Below are 15,182 nucleotides of genomic sequence, written 5' to 3'. Positions count from 1 at the left end.
AGCCGTAGCCGCCGCCGGGGGGCGGCGGAGGGGGCGGGGGTACGGCACCGGCCATGCGGTGACCGCAGACCTCGCACCAGTCGTCGGAACCCGACTGGTGTCCGTTCGGGCAGGTCGGCATGTCGGCGCGTCCCCCTTTCTCACAGGGTCGTTCTGGGTCTTGCGAAGTTGTTCCGGCCAGGTCACTTCTTTACACGAACAGTCTTTGTGGACCGTGTCTCGAGAGTCATCTCGTCGGCCTCCGCGACCTTCGCCTTCAGTCGCACAGTACCCGCCGCGGCATCGACCACGTCCACCACCTTCGCAAGCAGTTTCGCAGTATCCGCGTTTCCGGAGACGCTGGCGAGCTGAACGGCCCGTCCCAGTTTGGCCGTTGCTCCATCGACATCTCCCGATTTGCGGAGATCCAGCCCTTGTTGGATGACTTGCGCCAGTTCGGCCTGGCCGGTGTAGTGCGCGACCTGCGGGTTGATGGACGTGGACGCCACCATGTCGTCGGTCCACACGGCCTTCACCAGCCCCTGGGCGCCCAGGTTCTGGGTACTCCCGTCGGGCTGCGGGACGACCAGCGAGACCCGGGCGGCGAGCATCTCCTGGCCGATGCCGGCCTCGGGTACCTCGACGCAGACGTGGTAGTCACGGGACTCGTCCCCCCAGGACCCGGTGGGGTAGTCCCCGGCGCGCGGGCCCGCCTCGGTGCGGCGGTCGGTCAACTCCTGTACCTGGGGCGCGACTTGCTTGACGAACTTGATGGCCGTGCCCACCGGCGTCCACAGCCGCAGCGCGACGTCCGCGACCTCCTTGCCCATCGCCGTCTCCATCATCTTCGTGAAGTCGGAGGCGAGGTTCGCCGGGTCGGCGACGATGTCGGCGGTGCCGAGCAGCGCGGAGGCGATCCCTGTGACTTCTTTCACTTCCCAGTCGGTGCCGACACCGCGGGCGTCACAGGTGAAACGTCCGGCGCAGGAGTTGATCGCGTCCTTCAGATCCTCCGGCGCCTCGTGCTCGTTGCGGCCGTCGGTGAGCACGATGCCGTGCCGGATGGAGACATCCGCGGAGGACAGCAGCCGGTCGGCGAGGCGCAGCCAGGTGCCGATCGCCGTACCGCCGCCCGCGCTCAGCTTGCGCAGCGCCTGCTTGGCCTGGTCGCGGGTTTGGGAGTCGGCCACCGCGAGCCTGCCGCCGCCCGGATAGACCTCCTTGGCGACATGCGTGCCGCCGATCACGGCGAAGTGCACCCCGTCCCGCAGGGTGTCGATCGCGGCGGCCGTGGCGTCGCGCGCGTTGCGCATCTTGGTCGGCGGGTAGTCCATCGACCCCGAACAGTCGACCATGATCGCCACGGCCGCGTCCGGGCCCTGCCCGGCCGAGTACAGATGGGGCGCCGCGACCGGGCTCCCGATGGTGCCGCCGCCGGTCGAGGTCACCGTGACGATCGCGTTGACCTCGCGCCCGCCCTCGGGCAGGTACTCGTTCTGGTACACGTCGACCGAGAACTGTGGCACGTTCGACTTCGAGAAATTGGCCATACCTACTCTGATCCCCCTCGAATACCCCACCTGGATGGGGCGATGACTATGTGCGGACCGGTCCCCTCCGGTCCGAGACCGTCCCCGTTTGCGCGGCCTCAGCCGGATACTGCCCCTTGCGGGGGGGCCGGGAACGGCACGACGGCCACTGTTACGTTGTCGTGGCCCCCGCCGTCCAGCGCGTGGCCGACCAGGACCTGGGCGCTGTGCAGCGGGCGGAGCGCCGCGTCCGGGGGGACGACCTCGGCCATCTCCTCGGCGGACTCCGCGTAGTTCCACAGCCCGTCCGTGCACACCACCACTACACCCGGCCGGTCGGGCTTGAAGGAAGCCGTGTGCGGCTCCAGTTCGTACGCGTCCGCGCCGAGCCAGCCGGTGATCGCGTGGGCGCGCTCGTCGGCGTAGGCCTCCGCCTCGTTCATCAGGCCCGCGGCGACCATCTGGGCCGCCCACGAGTCGTCCTCGGTGAGCCGGGCCGGCGGTGAACTGCGGTCCACCGGGATCCAGTAGGCGCGGCTGTCGCCGACCCAGCCGACGACCAGGAGGGTCGGGGTGACGACGGAGCCGACCAGGGTGCAGGCCGGCGCGTTCTGGTGCGGGGCGTGCTCGCGGGCCGTCGCGGGCTCCTGGGCAAGGGAGTTGACCGCGTGCGAGGCCGCGACGATCGCCTCGTGCATCGCCTGCTGCGGATGCGTCCCCTGCGGCAGCGCGGCCAGCAACGCCTCGCCCGCCTGCCGCGAGGCGGCCAGCGAGGCCGCGTCGGGCCGCGTCGCCGAGGACACCCCGTCACACACGACCGCGACCAGCGCGGGCGCCCCGTCCGGCAGCACACACTGTCCTACGGCGAAGGCGTCCTCGTTGCGGTGGTGCCGCAGCCCGCGGTCGCTGACCGCCGCGAGCGGGCCCAACTCCTGTTCCATGTGGTCGCGTTCGCGGGGCTGGGCGTGCCCGCAGTTCTCGCAGTAGCCGTCCGGGTCCACCCGGCCCGAACGGCAGGCCACGCACACCTTGACGCCCCCGCCCGCGGTCGGCGGATCGGCGGCGACCCGCGGGTCCGGCGCCTGCAAGGGGTACTCGTCGGGCTCCGGCGGCCGGTCGAACCGTACGCCGGTGGCCGGGGAGACCGGTGAACCGGTGGGCGGCAAAGGGGCGTTGGGCGGCAGCGGCGCGTGCGAGGGCAGCGGGGTGCCGCCCGAGTCGGTGCCGGGCAGGTCGGTGGGCAGATGGACCGTCGGCGCGGTCTCGGTGCCCTCCGGCTGGGGTACCACGGGCCAGTTCACGTCCGCGGCCTCCTCGGGCGGGAGCGGCACCGCGCCGTTCATGGTGAGCGTCGGGTGGTCGTCCGGCGGCGCGGGCACGGCGGACAGGTCGTATCCGCACGCGCCGCAGAAGCGGTCGCCCGACTCGAGCGGCTCCTCGCAGCTCGGGCAGGCGGAGAGCTGGGGCATCTGCGACATCAACTACACCCACGTCCGGGGGCGGTAACGGTTGGCACGTTCCACCAGGTCGATCCTCTCCTCGCCGCCCCGTGCCAGCCGGGCCAGCGTGCGGTACGAACGCTCCAGGCCGAAGCGGAGTCCCCGCTCGTCCAGTTCGCTGCCGAGCAGCTCCCGCCGCGTGAGCGGCACGGAACCCTGGCCTCCGGAGAGTATCCAGTCGAGGGCCCGGCCGAGGACCTCGGCCGACAACCGCTCGCGCCGGACCGCGTCCAGACCGTATCCCTCCAGCGCTTCCACCTGTCCGGCGGCCGCCGTCAGATCGTCCAGGAACGGCGTGTCGTCGGCCGCCGCGGCCCGCTCCCGAAGCCGCGCCCGTACGGCGGCCACCCGCGCGGCCGTGTAGTGGATGGATGCCTCGGGCACCGATTCCAGCGTGCGTACGGAACCGGGCCGGTCGCCGGTCGCGAACTGGACCCGGGCCAGGCCGAAGGCCGCGCTCACATAGCTCGGGTCGGTCGACCACACCAGCCGGTAGTACTCGGCCGCGTTGTCCAACTGCTCCAGCACCTCGGCGCACAGCCCCAGCGCCAGCTTCGGCGCGGGCTCGCCCGGGAAGGCGTCGTAGATCGCGTCGAAGGAGAGCGCGGCGGCCTCGAAGTCGCGGGTCGCCAGCGCGGCCACGCCCGTGTACCAGACCACCCGCCAGTCGTCGGGCCGCTCGTCCTCCAGCTTCGCCAGGGCGTCCAGCGCGGTGTACGAGTCGCCGTTCTCCAGCCAGGCCCTGATCTGCCGCAGCCGGGTCTCCACGGACGGCGAGGGCGCGGAGGCGAGCGCGCCTAGCAGTTCGGTCGCCGCGGTCGCCATCAGGCCCGCCAGGAAGCCCGCGTTGGGGTCGGCCGGGTCGACGTGCGGGACGGGCAGGGCGAGCGCCACGGCGGGGGCGTCGACCTGCCTGACGACGCTCGGCGCACCGCCGTTGACCGACAACCCGGCGTCGGTACGCGGTCGTTCGGCGAGCGCCGTGCCGGTGCGCTTCGAAGGGCGGGCCATCCGCGCCCCCAGCAGGGACACGTCCCCGTCCAGCGTGGGGAACAACTCCGTGTCGGTGACCTTCAGTTCGGGGCCGAACAGGGTGGACAGGGACGGGCGGGCCCGCCCGGTCTGCAGCGAGACGACCTCGCGCAGGACGCCCGTGAGCTGCTCGGCCATCTCCTGCGCGGAGGCGAACCGGCGGGCCGGGTCGGGGTCGGTGGCGCGGACCAGGAGCCGGTAGAACGACTCGTAGCGGCGGAACACCTCGATGTTGTCGGGGTCGGGCAGCGAGTCCACGAAGACGTTCGTGTAGCCCTGGAAGTCGAAGGTCATCACCGCGAGCGTGCGGGCGACCGTGTACAGGTCGCTCGCCACCGACGGGCCGACCTCCGCGACCTCCGGCGCCTGGTAGCCCACCGTGCCGTAGATGGCCGACTCGTCGTCGTCCATCCTGCGCACCGCGCCCATGTCGATCAGCTTGAGCTGGTCCTCGGTCTGGATCGCGTTGTCGACCTTGAAGTCGCAGTACAGCAGGTTGCGGCTGTGCAGATGACCGAGTGCCTCCAGGGCCTCGATGCCGTACGCGCACGCCTGCTCCACCGGCAGCGGATCGCGCTTGCCGGACTCCGTGCGACGGTCGTTGGCGATCTCCTTCAGGGACTTGCCGCCGACGTACTCCATGACGATGTACCCGTCCAGCGAACCCGTCCGCTGGTCCAGGTGCTCCACGAAGTTGTAGATCCGCACGATGTTGGCGTGCTCGATCTCGGCGAGGAAGCGCCGCTCGGAGATCGCCGCCTCCATCGCGTCCTGGTCGCCGGTGTCGAGAAGGCCCTTGAGGACCACCCAGCGGTCGGAGACCGCGCGGTCCACGGCGAGATAGACCCAGCCCAGGCCGCCGTGCGCCAGACAGCCCGCGACCTCGTACTGCCCGTGCACGACATCGCCCTCGGCCAGCTTCGGCGAGAACGAGTACGGGTTGCCGCACTTGGTGCAGAAGCCCTCCGTGCGCCCCGGGCTGTCACCGCGCGAGCGCCCCACCGGCGCACCGCAGTCCGAGCGCGAGCAGAACCGCTTGCGCTCGGGCACCTCCGGGTTCTCCAGGACCATCCCGCGCGGATCGGGCCGCGGCACCCCCGGCACCTGCACCAGACCGACCCCGAGCCGGCCGCGGCTGGAGGTCCCCGACGAGGAGCCGGAGCTGCGCACCGACACCGATCGGCCCGTGGACCGCCCCGACTCCGAGCGCGAGAGCCGCCCCGACACCGAGCGCCGGGACTTCGACGACTGCGACGACGTACGCGAACTACGGCTGCTGGTACGGGAACTGGCGCTTCCCCGCGACCCCTTGCCGCTGGTCATCCCGGTGGGCGGCGAACTGATCGCGCCCTTCGCCGACACCACCGGCGCCAGACCGCACGTGTCGCAGTACAGCTCGCCGCCGCCGACGTCCTCGTACGACCCCTCGCAGCCGGGCCGTTGACACTTCTGCTGTGCCTCACCCATGACCGACCCCGCTTCTCCCTCGTCACTCACGCGCCCGGCCCCCTCTGGTCCTCGGGACCGCCCTGCGGCTGCGGCCGCGGAGCGTTGAACTGCTCGGCGGCGGCGTGCTGGTAGCGCAGCACCGCCTGTTCGGCGACGCGCAGGTCGCAGGGCGCGCTCCACAGCATGCGGCGCGCCGCGTCGTACCGCTCGATCAGCAGCGGGTCCTCCGCGAGGCCGTGCCGGGCGACCTTCGCCTTGTACGCGTCGAGGCGGCCGCGCAGCTCCGCGCGGACCGCCAGCGGCTGGGTCACCGCGGTCAACGACTCGCGGGCGCGCAGCAGTTCGTCCTCCGCCTTCTGCTCCAGGGACTCCAGGAGCGGCGAGAGACGGTGCCACTGGGCCTGTCTGCGGTACTCGGCGGCCGTCGACAACTGCTCCTGGAGCACGGTCGGCGGTCCGCTGACGACCGGCACCTCCGTGGCGGCGATCTTCGCGAGGACCTCACCGCGCGCGGTGCGCGCCTCGGCGAGCGTACGGTCCGCGCGGGAGAGCACGTCCCGCAGCTTCACCAGGCGTGCCTCCGCGTCCTGCCGGACGGTCAGCACGGCGTCGATCTCGCGGCGCACGTCCTCCAGGGCGCGCGCCTCCCGGTCGTAGACCGTGGTGTCCGGGCGGCCGCCGCCGGGGGCCGAACTGCCCTGTGCCCGCACCCAGAAGGCCAGCGGGTCGGAGATGACCCGCTCGCGCAGCTCGGTCAGCACGCGGGTGATGCGCTCCAGGTCGTCGCCCGCCGGATGCTCGCCCGGGCGGACGCCGACGGAGTGGGCGAGCTGGCGGGTGCGCTGCAACTCCGCGGCCAGTAAATCGATCCGGGCGGGCAGCGCCGACCACACCGCGTCGGAGGTGACGACCATGTCCAGCGAGTTCGCGTACAGGTCGTTCATCTCGTCGACGAGCGCGCTCAGCGAGTACTGGTGGCTCAGCTTGCTCGAACCGCCGGTCAGCGTCGGCATGTTGGCCGTCGCCGTGGTGGATCCGGCGACCGTGACGGACTCGCCGCGCAGCAGCTCGGTCAGCTCGACCAGGTCCTCACGGCTGGACCAGCGGCGCCGGGAGCGGATGCTCTGGGCGGCGTGGAACGCGTCCGTGTAGGCGTCGAAGTACGCCCACAGCAGCGTGATCGCCGCGTCCGTGGACGCCCAGCGCTCCTTGGTCGTGCCGGTCAGCGAGGCGCCTTCGAGGAGTCTGCGGCCCGCGTGGTCCTGGAGGGCGAGGAGCGAGGTCTCGACGGCCTCGTGCTCCGCGCCGAGCCGCGCCAGCGCACGGTCCACCTCGTCCCGGTCCATTACCGGCCCGGGGGGTCCCGTGACGCCGCCCATCGATCACCTCTCGCTGCGTTGTGTTCCGTCGGAAGTCCGTTGTGCCGTTCGGTGGTCGATGGTCCGTCACTTGTAGTGCGGGGTGGGCGGGTCGGCGGACGTCGAGTCCTTGCCCAGGGTGGGCAGCAGCCATTTCGTGTAGGACGCGTGCCAGCCGTCGGCGCCGGTGCTGGTGCGGTAGGACTCCAGTATTCGGTTGACCCGCTGCACCAGGTCGGTGGCGTCCTTGTTCATGGCCACGCCGTAGTACTCGGTGGTGAAGGGGGAGCCCTTCAGCTCCACCGTCGGGTCCTGCGCGGCCTGGCTCGCGGCGAGCGCGCCGTCGGTCACCACCGCGTCCGCCGTGCCGAGTTGGAGCTGCACCAGGCAGTCGAGCTGGTTCGGGACGGCCTTCAGGACGTCGACCGTGGCGGGGATCTTGTTGCCCTTGTCCACGACCAGGTGCTTGTTCGCCGTGGAGCCCTTTGCCGAGCAGACCCTCTTGTGGGCGAGGGTGTCGTCGTAGCCCTTGATCGTCGACACCTTCGGGGCGAGGACCTGCTGTCCGGTGACGAAGTACGGAGCGGAGAAGGCGACCTGCTCGGCGCGGTCGCAGGTGATCGTCATGGTGCGGACGACCATGTCGACGCGCTTCTTCTGGAGCGCCGGGACGCGCTGGTCGGTCGGGATGGCCAGCAGCCGGACCTTGTCGGCGCTGTAGGAGCTGCCGAAGATGTTCTTGGCGATGGCGTGCACGAGGTCGATGTCGAAGCCCTCCAGCTCACCGGAGCTGTTGGGGTTGAGGTAGCCCCACCGGTAGCTGTTCTGGTCGACGCCCACATCGAGGTGGCCGCGCTCCTTGATGGCGCTGATCGAGCTGCCCTCGGCGTCCGACGGGGCCGGGCTCTGGTCCTGGATGGTGCTTTCGTCGCACGTGGGGGCCTTGGCCTGGATGCCCTGGACCGCGCGCTGTCCGCCGAGGTCCGCGCCGGCTTCGCCGCGTGACTGGGTGAGCGGCAGCAGCAGGACGAAGGCGACCGCGAGGACGCAGACGACCGCCATCGCACCCACCCCGCCCCAGCCCCGCAGACCGGCCCGCACACGTCGTACAGCGCTCAGGCGGCGAAAAAAGTCACTCCGTGCCCGCATCGTCACGCCCCCTTTCACCGGTACTCCGACAGCCTGCGCCCGATGCCCAGGACGGCGCCGGCCGCACCGAGCGCCGCGAGCACCGCGGCGCCCACGGTGAGGCCGGTCATGGCGTCCAGACCGTCACCCGCCGACTGCTGGAACTCCTTCGTCTCCTGCTTCAGCGCGAGGTTCAGCGAGTCGTCCACCGACGTGAAGCACTCGGCCGTCGACTTGTCGTCGCCGATGACACCGCTGCGTGCCGCCTGGTAGTCGCCCTCGTCGTTGGCCTTGCTGACCTCCTTGTGACGGGAGATCCACACCGTCATGGAGTCGTTGGCCACCGCGACGGGCTTGCGGCCCGCGGAGTCGTCGGCGAGCGAGTCGGCCAGTTTCAGGCCCTTGCCCAGCGCGGCGATCTCCTGGTCGTACCCCCAGTCGTAGGCGTCCACGACCGTCTTGTCCGGGAGGGTCTTCGTCTCCGCGCCGCGGCTGACCAGGATCAGGTTCTCGTCGCTGCGCGCCTTCAGGGAGGCGATCCGGGCGTCGTGCAGCACGTTGAGCGACTTGACCCCGTGGTCGTAGGAGTCGTTCAGGCCCGCGCGGGCGACGGTGTGGCCGACGACCACCCACAGCAGGACGACCGCGGTGGTGGCCGAGGCGGCGACCAGGCCGTGGTTCAGCACCCGGTTGGTGCGCTGGTAGTTGCGCCGCTGGGCCCAGGCCAGACCGCCGAGCGCGAGGAGCCCGAGGGCGATCGCGAACCACGGGTACGGCGTCGCGTTCCCGTAGTCGGCGCTCAGCCGCTCGTTCTCGTTCGTGTAGAGGTCCTCGGCCTTCGGGAGCATCTGGTTCTGCATGGTGTCGTTCGCGGCGCGCAGATAGGCGCCGCCCACCGGGAAGCCCTGCCGGTTGTTGGCGCGGGCCGACTCGACCAACCCCTTGTACTGCGGCAGGAGTTCGTTGAGCTGCCTGATCGTGGTCGCGGACGCCGAGCCCGGATCCGTGTTGGCGGCGGCGGTGACGAGCTTCGCGGCTGCCGTCCTTATGTCCTGCTCGTACTGCTTGCGGGTCGCCGGGGACTCCTGCAGACCGGCCAGATAACCGGTGGCCGCCATCGTGTTGGCGTCGGCGAGCGAGCGGTAGATGTCCGCCGCGTCCGAGGTGAGCGGCTGGCTGTGGTGCAGCACGTCGCCGGCCGCCGTCGCCCGGCTGTCGGTCTGCCAGGCGGTGACCACGCCGAACGCGACCACCAGCAGGGCCAGCAGCGCGCCGATGGCCCGCAGCCGCCCCGGTTCGGTGGTGGCGGCCGCGCGCAACTGGTCGACACCCTCGGCGAGCGCCGTACGGCGCACGGGTGCCGTGTCCGGCGTACGCCGGGGCGCGGGCGCCCCCGGGCGGCCCGACTGCGGCGGCAGCACCGGAATCGTGGGCACGGCGGTGCCCGGTGGTGCCGTACGTGTCTTCGGCGGTTCTGTCACTGCTGACCTCCCCCAGGGTCATCCCGTCGCCGCAAGTATCGCCGCCAGGACTGACATTCCGCACGGGCCTTCACTGGATCTTGATCGGATCGCAGCGTGAGCACCGGATTTCCGGCACCACACAACGCCCCGCACCGCCCCCTTGTCCATGAATACGCCGTGGGAATCTGTTCGGTTCCCGGGTGTCAGTGCTCGTAGTACCCCCTGGCCCGCGCATGCGCCTCGGCCGCGGCGCCCACATGGTCGAGGCCCAGCAGGACGGCGCCGAGGACCGGCCGCGCGGTGACGACCGTGGCCACCGCCTTGGGCGCTCGGGCCGCCAGCAACTCCCTTATCCGGTCGTCCAGTTGGGGATGCCGGGCGGCGAGGACGCTGCCGCCGAGCAGCACCGGCGCCTCCTCGTCGAGCAGGTCCAGGCGGGTCAGCGCGACCGTCGCCATCGCCACCACCTCCTCCGCCATCCGGTCCACGATCGAGCGGGCCACCGGGTCGCCGTCCACCGCCGTCGCGAACAGCACCGGTGTCAACTCGTGCCGCCGCTCCTGCGCGACGTGTCCGAGATGCAGTCCCTCGACGAGGGCGTACATGGAGTCCATGCCGAAGTGCGCCGGGAGCGTGCGCGCCAGGGCCGTGGGGCCGCCGCGTCCGTCCTCGGCGCGGGCCGCGTGCCACAGGGCCTCCTCCGCCAGGCCCCAACCGCCGCCCCAGTCACCGGAGATACGGCCCAGCGCCGGGAAGCGGGCGGTGCGGCCGTCGGGCCGCATGCCGACGCAGTTGATGCCGGCCCCGCACACGACGGCGACGCCGCGCGGCTCGGGGATGCCCGCGCGCAGCACCGCGAACGTGTCGTTGCGCACCTCCGTGCTCGTGCCCCACCCGCGCCGGTGCAGCGCGCCGGCCAACTGCCGTTCCTCCACGGGGAAGTCGGCGTTGGCGAGACAGGCCGACACATGCTCGACCGCGCTCACCCCCGCGTCCGCGAAGGCGCGGGCGACCGTCTCCCCGAGGGCGTCCAGGGCCGTGTCGATGCCCACGACCGGGGGCCGGAACCCGCCGCCGCGGGCCGTGGCGAGGACTTCTCCGTCGGCCGCCACGACCGCGACGTCGGTCTTGCTGTTGCCCGCGTCTACGGCGAGGACACTTGCGGTCAGGCCCACGCGAGGTGCTCCCGGTTGTGCGCGATCAGCTGGTCGGTCAGGGCTTCGGCGTACTCGTACTGGCCGATCAGGGGATGCGAGAGCAGCGCCTTGAACACCCGGTCCCGGCCCCCGCGCAGCGCGGCCTCCAGGGCGAGGTCCTCGTACGCCGTCACATTGGCCGTCAAGCCCGCGTACAGCGGGTCGACTTCGGCCACGGGGAGCGGGGTGGCGCCCTTCGTGCCGACGGCCGCCTGCACCTCGATGACGGCGTCGTCCGGCAGGAACGGCAGCGTGCCCTTGTTGTAGGTGTTCACCACCTGGTAGGGACTCCCGCCCCCGCCGAGCAACGAGGCCGCGAGGTCGACGGCGGCCTCGGAGTAGTAGGCGCCCCCGCGCTTGGCGAGCAGCGCGGGCTTCTCGTCGAGCGCCGGATCGGCGTACATCTTCAGCAACTCGCGTTCCATCTCGGCCACTTGGGAGGCCCGCGACGGCTTGGTACGGAGTTCCCGTACGACCTCGTCGTGCGCGTAGAAGTAGCGCAGGTAGTACGACGGGACGACGCCGAGCCGGTCGAGCAGCACCCGGGGCAGGCTCAGGTCGGCGGCGATGTCGTCGCCGAACTCGCCGAGCAGCTTGGGCAGCACGTTCTCGCCCTCGGGACCGCCGAGCCGCACACCGGTCTCCCAGGTGAGGTGGTTGAGGCCCACATGGTCGAGGTGCACATCGTTCGCGCTGACCCCGAGGAGCCCGGCGAACTTCCGCTGGAAGCCGATCGCCACATTGCACAGCCCGACCGCCTTGTGGCCGGCCTGGAGCAGGGCGCGGGTCACGATCCCCACCGGGTTGGTGAAGTCGATGATCCAGGCGTCCGGGTTGGCGCGGCGGACCCGTTCGGCGATGTCGAGGACCACCGGTACGGTCCGCAGCGCCTTGGCGAGGCCGCCCGCGCCGGTCGTCTCCTGACCGACGCAGCCGCACTCCAGCGGCCAGGTCTCGTCCTGCTCGCGGGCCGCCTGTCCGCCGACGCGGAGCTGGAGCAGCACCGCGTCGGCGCCCTCGACGCCGGCGTCCAGGTCGGACGTCGTCACGATCCTGCCGGGGTGCCCCTGCCTGGCGAAGATCCGGCGGGCCAACCCGCCCACCAGTTCCAGGCGTTCGGGCGCCGGATCGACGAGGACGAGTTCCTCGACGGGCAGGGTGTCCCTCAACCGGGCGAAGCCGTCGATGAGTTCGGGTGTGTAGGTCGAGCCTCCGCCGACCACCGTGAGTTTCACTGGAGGTTCCCTCGCTTCCGGGCGCCGGGGACGGTCTTCATCTGCCGGGGGTCCGGGGGTTGTCCCCCGGGAAGGCACTGCATACGTGGTTAACCCTTCACTCCGGTGAGCGTGACACCCTCGACGAACGCCTTCTGCGCGAAGAAGAACACGAGGATCACGGGGGCCATGACCAGCACGGTCGCGGCCATGGTGAGGTTCCAGTCGGTGTGGTGCGCGCCCTTGAACGACTCCAGGCCGTAACTCAGCGTCCAGGCACCGGGGTTCTCGGACGCGTAGATCTGCGGCCCGAAGTAGTCGTTCCAGGCGTAGAAGAACTGGAAGAGCGCGACGGCCGCGATCCCCGGCTTGGCCATCGGAAGGACGACCCGCAGCAGCGTCTTGAACTCGCCGCAGCCGTCGACCTTCGCCGCGTCCAGGTACTCGTTCGGGATCGTCATCAGGAACTGCCGCAGCAGGAAGATGGAGAACGCGTCCCCGAACGCCATCGGGATGATCAGCGGCCACAGCGTGCCCGAGAGGTCCAACTGCTTGGCCCAGAACAGGTACATGGGGATGATGACGACCTGCGGCGGCAGCATCATCATCGAGATGACCAGCATCAGGGACAGATTCCGGCCCCGGAAGCGGAACTTGGCGAGCGCGTACGCCACCGGGATCGACGACACGACGGTCAGGACGGTGCCGAGACCGGCGTAGATCAGCGTGTTCTTCCACCAGGTCAGGAAGCCCGGGGTGTCGAAGACCTTGCGGTAGTTGCCCCACTCCCAGGTGTGCGGGATCAGGTCGCGGCTCAGGGCCTGGCTGTCGCTCATCAGCGAGGTCAGGAACACGAACACGAAGGGGAGGGTGAAGAAGAGCGCGGCGGCGACGCCGAGCGAGTGGACCGCGATCCACTCCATGAGCGCCTTGCGGCGGGCGGTGCGCTCGGCGGGGGTCACCGGCGCCCTCAACTCCACGGGCTTGTCAAGTACTTGGGCCATGGTCAGTCACCTGCCAGGTTGAGGCCGCCCCGGCGCCGCATCAGGAACGCGGTGAACACCATCGACAGGGCGAACAGGACGAGTGCCACCACGCAGGCCGAGCCGTAGTCGAAGCGCTGGAAGCCGAGGTTGTAGACGAGCTGGGGAAGGGTGAGCGTGGACTTCTCCGGGTAGCCGGGCTCGAACTGCGTGCCCGCGCCCTGGATGACGCCGGACGCGACCTTCCCGGCGATGAGGGGCTGTGTGTAGTACTGCATGGTCTGGATCACGCCGGTGACCACGGCGAACATCACGATGGGCGAGATGTTCGGCAGCGTGACGTACCGGAACCGCTGCCAGGCCGAGGCGCCGTCCAACTCGGCCGCCTCGTACTGCTCCTGAGGCACGTCGAGCAGCGCGGCCATGAAGATGACCATGAGATCGCCGATGCCCCAGAGGGCGAGCAGGGTGAGCGCCGGCTTGGACCAGGTGGGGTCGTTGAACCAGCCCGGGGCCGGGATGCCGACCTTCTCCAGGATCGAATTGACGGGCCCGGTACCGGGGTTGAGGAGGAACGCGAACGCCATCGTGGCCGCGACCGGCGGGGCGAGGTACGGCAGATAGAAGAGCGTCCGGAAGACGCCCGTCGCCGTCTTGATCTTGGTGATCAACAGGCCGACGCCGAGCCCGAACACGACCCGCAGCGAGACCATCACCACGACCAGCCACAGCGTGTTGCGCATCGCGGGCCAGAAGTACGGATAGTTCTTGAAGACGTACGTCCAGTTCTTCGTCCCCACCCACGTCGGCGGCTTGAAGCCGTCGTAGTGCATGAACGAGAAGTAGACCGTCGAGATCAGCGGATACGCGAAGAAGACCGCGAAGCCGATCAGCCAGGGCGACATGAAGGCGAGAGTACGAAGCGCCGACCGGCGGCGCTTCGACGCCAAGGTAATGGTGCTCATTCCGGGGCTACTTGGCCTGCGCGATGTCGGTGTCGATCTGCTTGGCCGTGCTCTTCAGCGCGGAGTCCAGGTCCTTCACCTTGCCGCTCTCGTAGTCGTATCCGAGGTTCTGGATGGTCGTCAGATACACACCGCCGTTGATGGAGGCGGGACTTGTCGTCGAGTACTGGTTCGACGCGATGTCCAGGAAGGTCTTGAAGCGCGGGTCGTACTTCAGCTTCGGGGACTTGAGGGCGGCCAGCGTGGAGGGCACGTTGTGGATGGCGTTGGAGAAGCCGACCACCGCGTCCGTGTCCGTGGTGATGTACTTGACGAACTCCCAGGCGGCGTTCTGCTTCTTGCTGTTGGCGGCGATCCCGGTGATCGTGCCGGTGATGTAGCCCTTGCCGTACTGGGCGGCCTGGTCGTCCGGGACGGGCAGCGGGGCAACTCCGATGTCCAGCTTGGGATTCGCTGCCGTGGCCATCCCGAGCCGCCACTCACCGTCGAGCTGCATCGCGACCTGGCCGGTGTGGAAGGGGTGCTTGTCGCCCCACTCGTCGCCGAGGGTGGAGCGGTAGCTCTCCAGCTTCTTGAATCCGCCGAGTTCGTCGACGAGCTTCTTCTGGAGCGTGAACCCGGCCTTGAACGCGGGGTCGGTGGCGAGCGCGGACTTTCCGCTCTTGTCGAAGTACGTCGGGGAGAACTGGGCGAAGATGTGCTCGGTCGTGGTCTCCCAGCCGTGGTAGTCCGGCATGAACCCGAGCTGGGAGTACGTGTCGCCCTTGCTGATCGTCAACTTCTTGGCGTCGGCCTCGAATTCGGACCAGGTCTTGGGCGGGCTGGTGATGCCGGCCTTCTTGAACTCCGTCTTGTTGTAGTAGAGCCCGTACGCGTCGCCCAGCAGGGGAGCGGTGCAGCGGTTCCCGTCGAACTGGGTGTACTCGTTCATCGCCTTCGGGAACGTCGTCTCCGGGTCGATGCCGTCCTTCTTGAAGAAGGGGTTGAGATCGACGAGGGCGCCCGAGGAGCAGAACTTGCCGACGTTGTTCGTGGTGAACGAGGAGATCACGTCGGGGGACTTGCCGCCGCCGGTGCGCAGCGCCTGGTTGATCTTGTCGTCGGTCATGTTGCCGACGACGTTCACATGGATGTTGGGGTGCGCCTTCTCGAACCCGGCGACCAGCGACTTCACGGCGCTCAGCTCGGAGGCCGCGCTCCAGGCGTGCCAGAAGTTGATGGTGACGTCCTTCGACGCGTCGTCGGAGGAACCGGACGAGGACTGGCCCGTACAGGCGGTGGCGAGGAGGGCGATGGAGGCGGAAGCGGCGAGGGCAGTGGCCGCTTTCCGGGACATTCCGGGCATGGCGAGGTCTCCCAAGGGCGGGGCGGGCTGGATGCGAGGAGG

General features: G+C 70.1%; 11 protein-coding genes. All 11 read right to left on the bottom strand.

Annotation, left to right across the window (positions count from 1 at the left end; translation table 11 throughout):
* Positions 1-182: 182 nt before the first annotated feature.
* Entirely contained in the window at positions 183-1,529 is a 1,347-nt protein-coding gene (locus JHN63_RS36920; protein WP_200689180.1) for a VWA domain-containing protein, read from the bottom strand.
* Positions 1,530-1,627: 98 nt separating this feature from the next.
* The gene (locus JHN63_RS36915; protein ID WP_200689177.1) at positions 1,628-2,989 is read right to left on the bottom strand and encodes a PP2C family serine/threonine-protein phosphatase; all 1,362 of its coding nucleotides are present in this window, start codon (positions 2,987-2,989) and stop codon (positions 1,628-1,630) included.
* On the bottom strand, positions 2,990-5,506 hold the full coding sequence (locus JHN63_RS36910) for a serine/threonine-protein kinase (protein ID WP_200689174.1): 2,517 nt from the start codon (positions 5,504-5,506) through the stop codon (positions 2,990-2,992).
* A gap of 26 nt (positions 5,507-5,532) precedes the next feature.
* On the bottom strand, positions 5,533-6,834 hold the full coding sequence (locus tag JHN63_RS36905) for a hypothetical protein (protein ID WP_200689182.1): 1,302 nt from the start codon (positions 6,832-6,834) through the stop codon (positions 5,533-5,535).
* A gap of 99 nt (positions 6,835-6,933) precedes the next feature.
* Positions 6,934-7,995 (bottom strand): glutamate ABC transporter substrate-binding protein, encoded by a 1,062-nt coding sequence (locus JHN63_RS36900; protein ID WP_234478251.1) that lies wholly within the window; start codon positions 7,993-7,995, stop codon positions 6,934-6,936.
* Between the two features lie 14 nt (positions 7,996-8,009).
* The gene (locus JHN63_RS36895) at positions 8,010-9,455 is read right to left on the bottom strand and encodes a hypothetical protein (protein ID WP_200689164.1); all 1,446 of its coding nucleotides are present in this window, start codon (positions 9,453-9,455) and stop codon (positions 8,010-8,012) included.
* Positions 9,456-9,640: 185 nt separating this feature from the next.
* Positions 9,641-10,612, bottom strand: coding sequence for an N-acetylglucosamine kinase (locus JHN63_RS36890; protein WP_200689163.1), 972 nt, complete (start codon positions 10,610-10,612; stop codon positions 9,641-9,643).
* Positions 10,603-11,868, bottom strand: a complete 1,266-nt coding sequence (locus tag JHN63_RS36885) for a 6-phospho-beta-glucosidase (RefSeq protein WP_200689162.1) — start codon at positions 11,866-11,868, stop codon at positions 10,603-10,605. Before JHN63_RS36885 ends, JHN63_RS36890 begins: the two co-directional genes overlap by 10 nt.
* A gap of 89 nt (positions 11,869-11,957) precedes the next feature.
* Positions 11,958-12,851: a carbohydrate ABC transporter permease gene (locus JHN63_RS36880; protein WP_200689161.1), complete on the bottom strand. Its 894-nt coding sequence runs from the start codon at positions 12,849-12,851 to the stop codon at positions 11,958-11,960.
* A gap of 2 nt (positions 12,852-12,853) precedes the next feature.
* Complete coding sequence (locus tag JHN63_RS36875) at positions 12,854-13,795, bottom strand: carbohydrate ABC transporter permease (RefSeq protein WP_019065641.1); 942 nt, start codon at positions 13,793-13,795, stop codon at positions 12,854-12,856.
* Positions 13,796-13,802: 7 nt separating this feature from the next.
* Entirely contained in the window at positions 13,803-15,140 is a 1,338-nt protein-coding gene (locus JHN63_RS36870; protein WP_200689160.1) for an ABC transporter substrate-binding protein, read from the bottom strand.
* Positions 15,141-15,182 lie beyond the last annotated feature (42 nt).

Source organism: Streptomyces sp. MBT65, from assembly GCF_016612545.1.
GTDB lineage: Bacteria > Actinomycetota > Actinomycetes > Streptomycetales > Streptomycetaceae > Streptomyces.
Note: the sequence above shows the minus strand (reverse complement) of the source record. Positions and strands in the feature narration are given on the sequence as shown.

Excerpts from the sequence above, each read along its gene's own strand:
- JHN63_RS36900 (WP_234478251.1), bottom strand. The coding sequence starts at position 7,995 with ATGCGGGCACGGAGTGACTTTTTTCGCCGCCTGAGCGCTGTACGACGT.
- JHN63_RS36875 (WP_019065641.1), bottom strand. The coding sequence starts at position 13,795 with ATGAGCACCATTACCTTGGCGTCGAAGCGCCGCCGGTCGGCGCTTCGT.
- JHN63_RS36905 (WP_200689182.1), bottom strand. The coding sequence starts at position 6,834 with ATGGACCGGGACGAGGTGGACCGTGCGCTGGCGCGGCTCGGCGCGGAG.
- JHN63_RS36910 (WP_200689174.1), bottom strand. The coding sequence starts at position 5,506 with ATGGGTGAGGCACAGCAGAAGTGTCAACGGCCCGGCTGCGAGGGGTCG.
- JHN63_RS36920 (WP_200689180.1), bottom strand. The coding sequence starts at position 1,529 with ATGGCCAATTTCTCGAAGTCGAACGTGCCACAGTTCTCGGTCGACGTG.
- JHN63_RS36870 (WP_200689160.1), bottom strand. The coding sequence starts at position 15,140 with ATGCCCGGAATGTCCCGGAAAGCGGCCACTGCCCTCGCCGCTTCCGCC.
- JHN63_RS36880 (WP_200689161.1), bottom strand. The coding sequence starts at position 12,851 with ATGGCCCAAGTACTTGACAAGCCCGTGGAGTTGAGGGCGCCGGTGACC.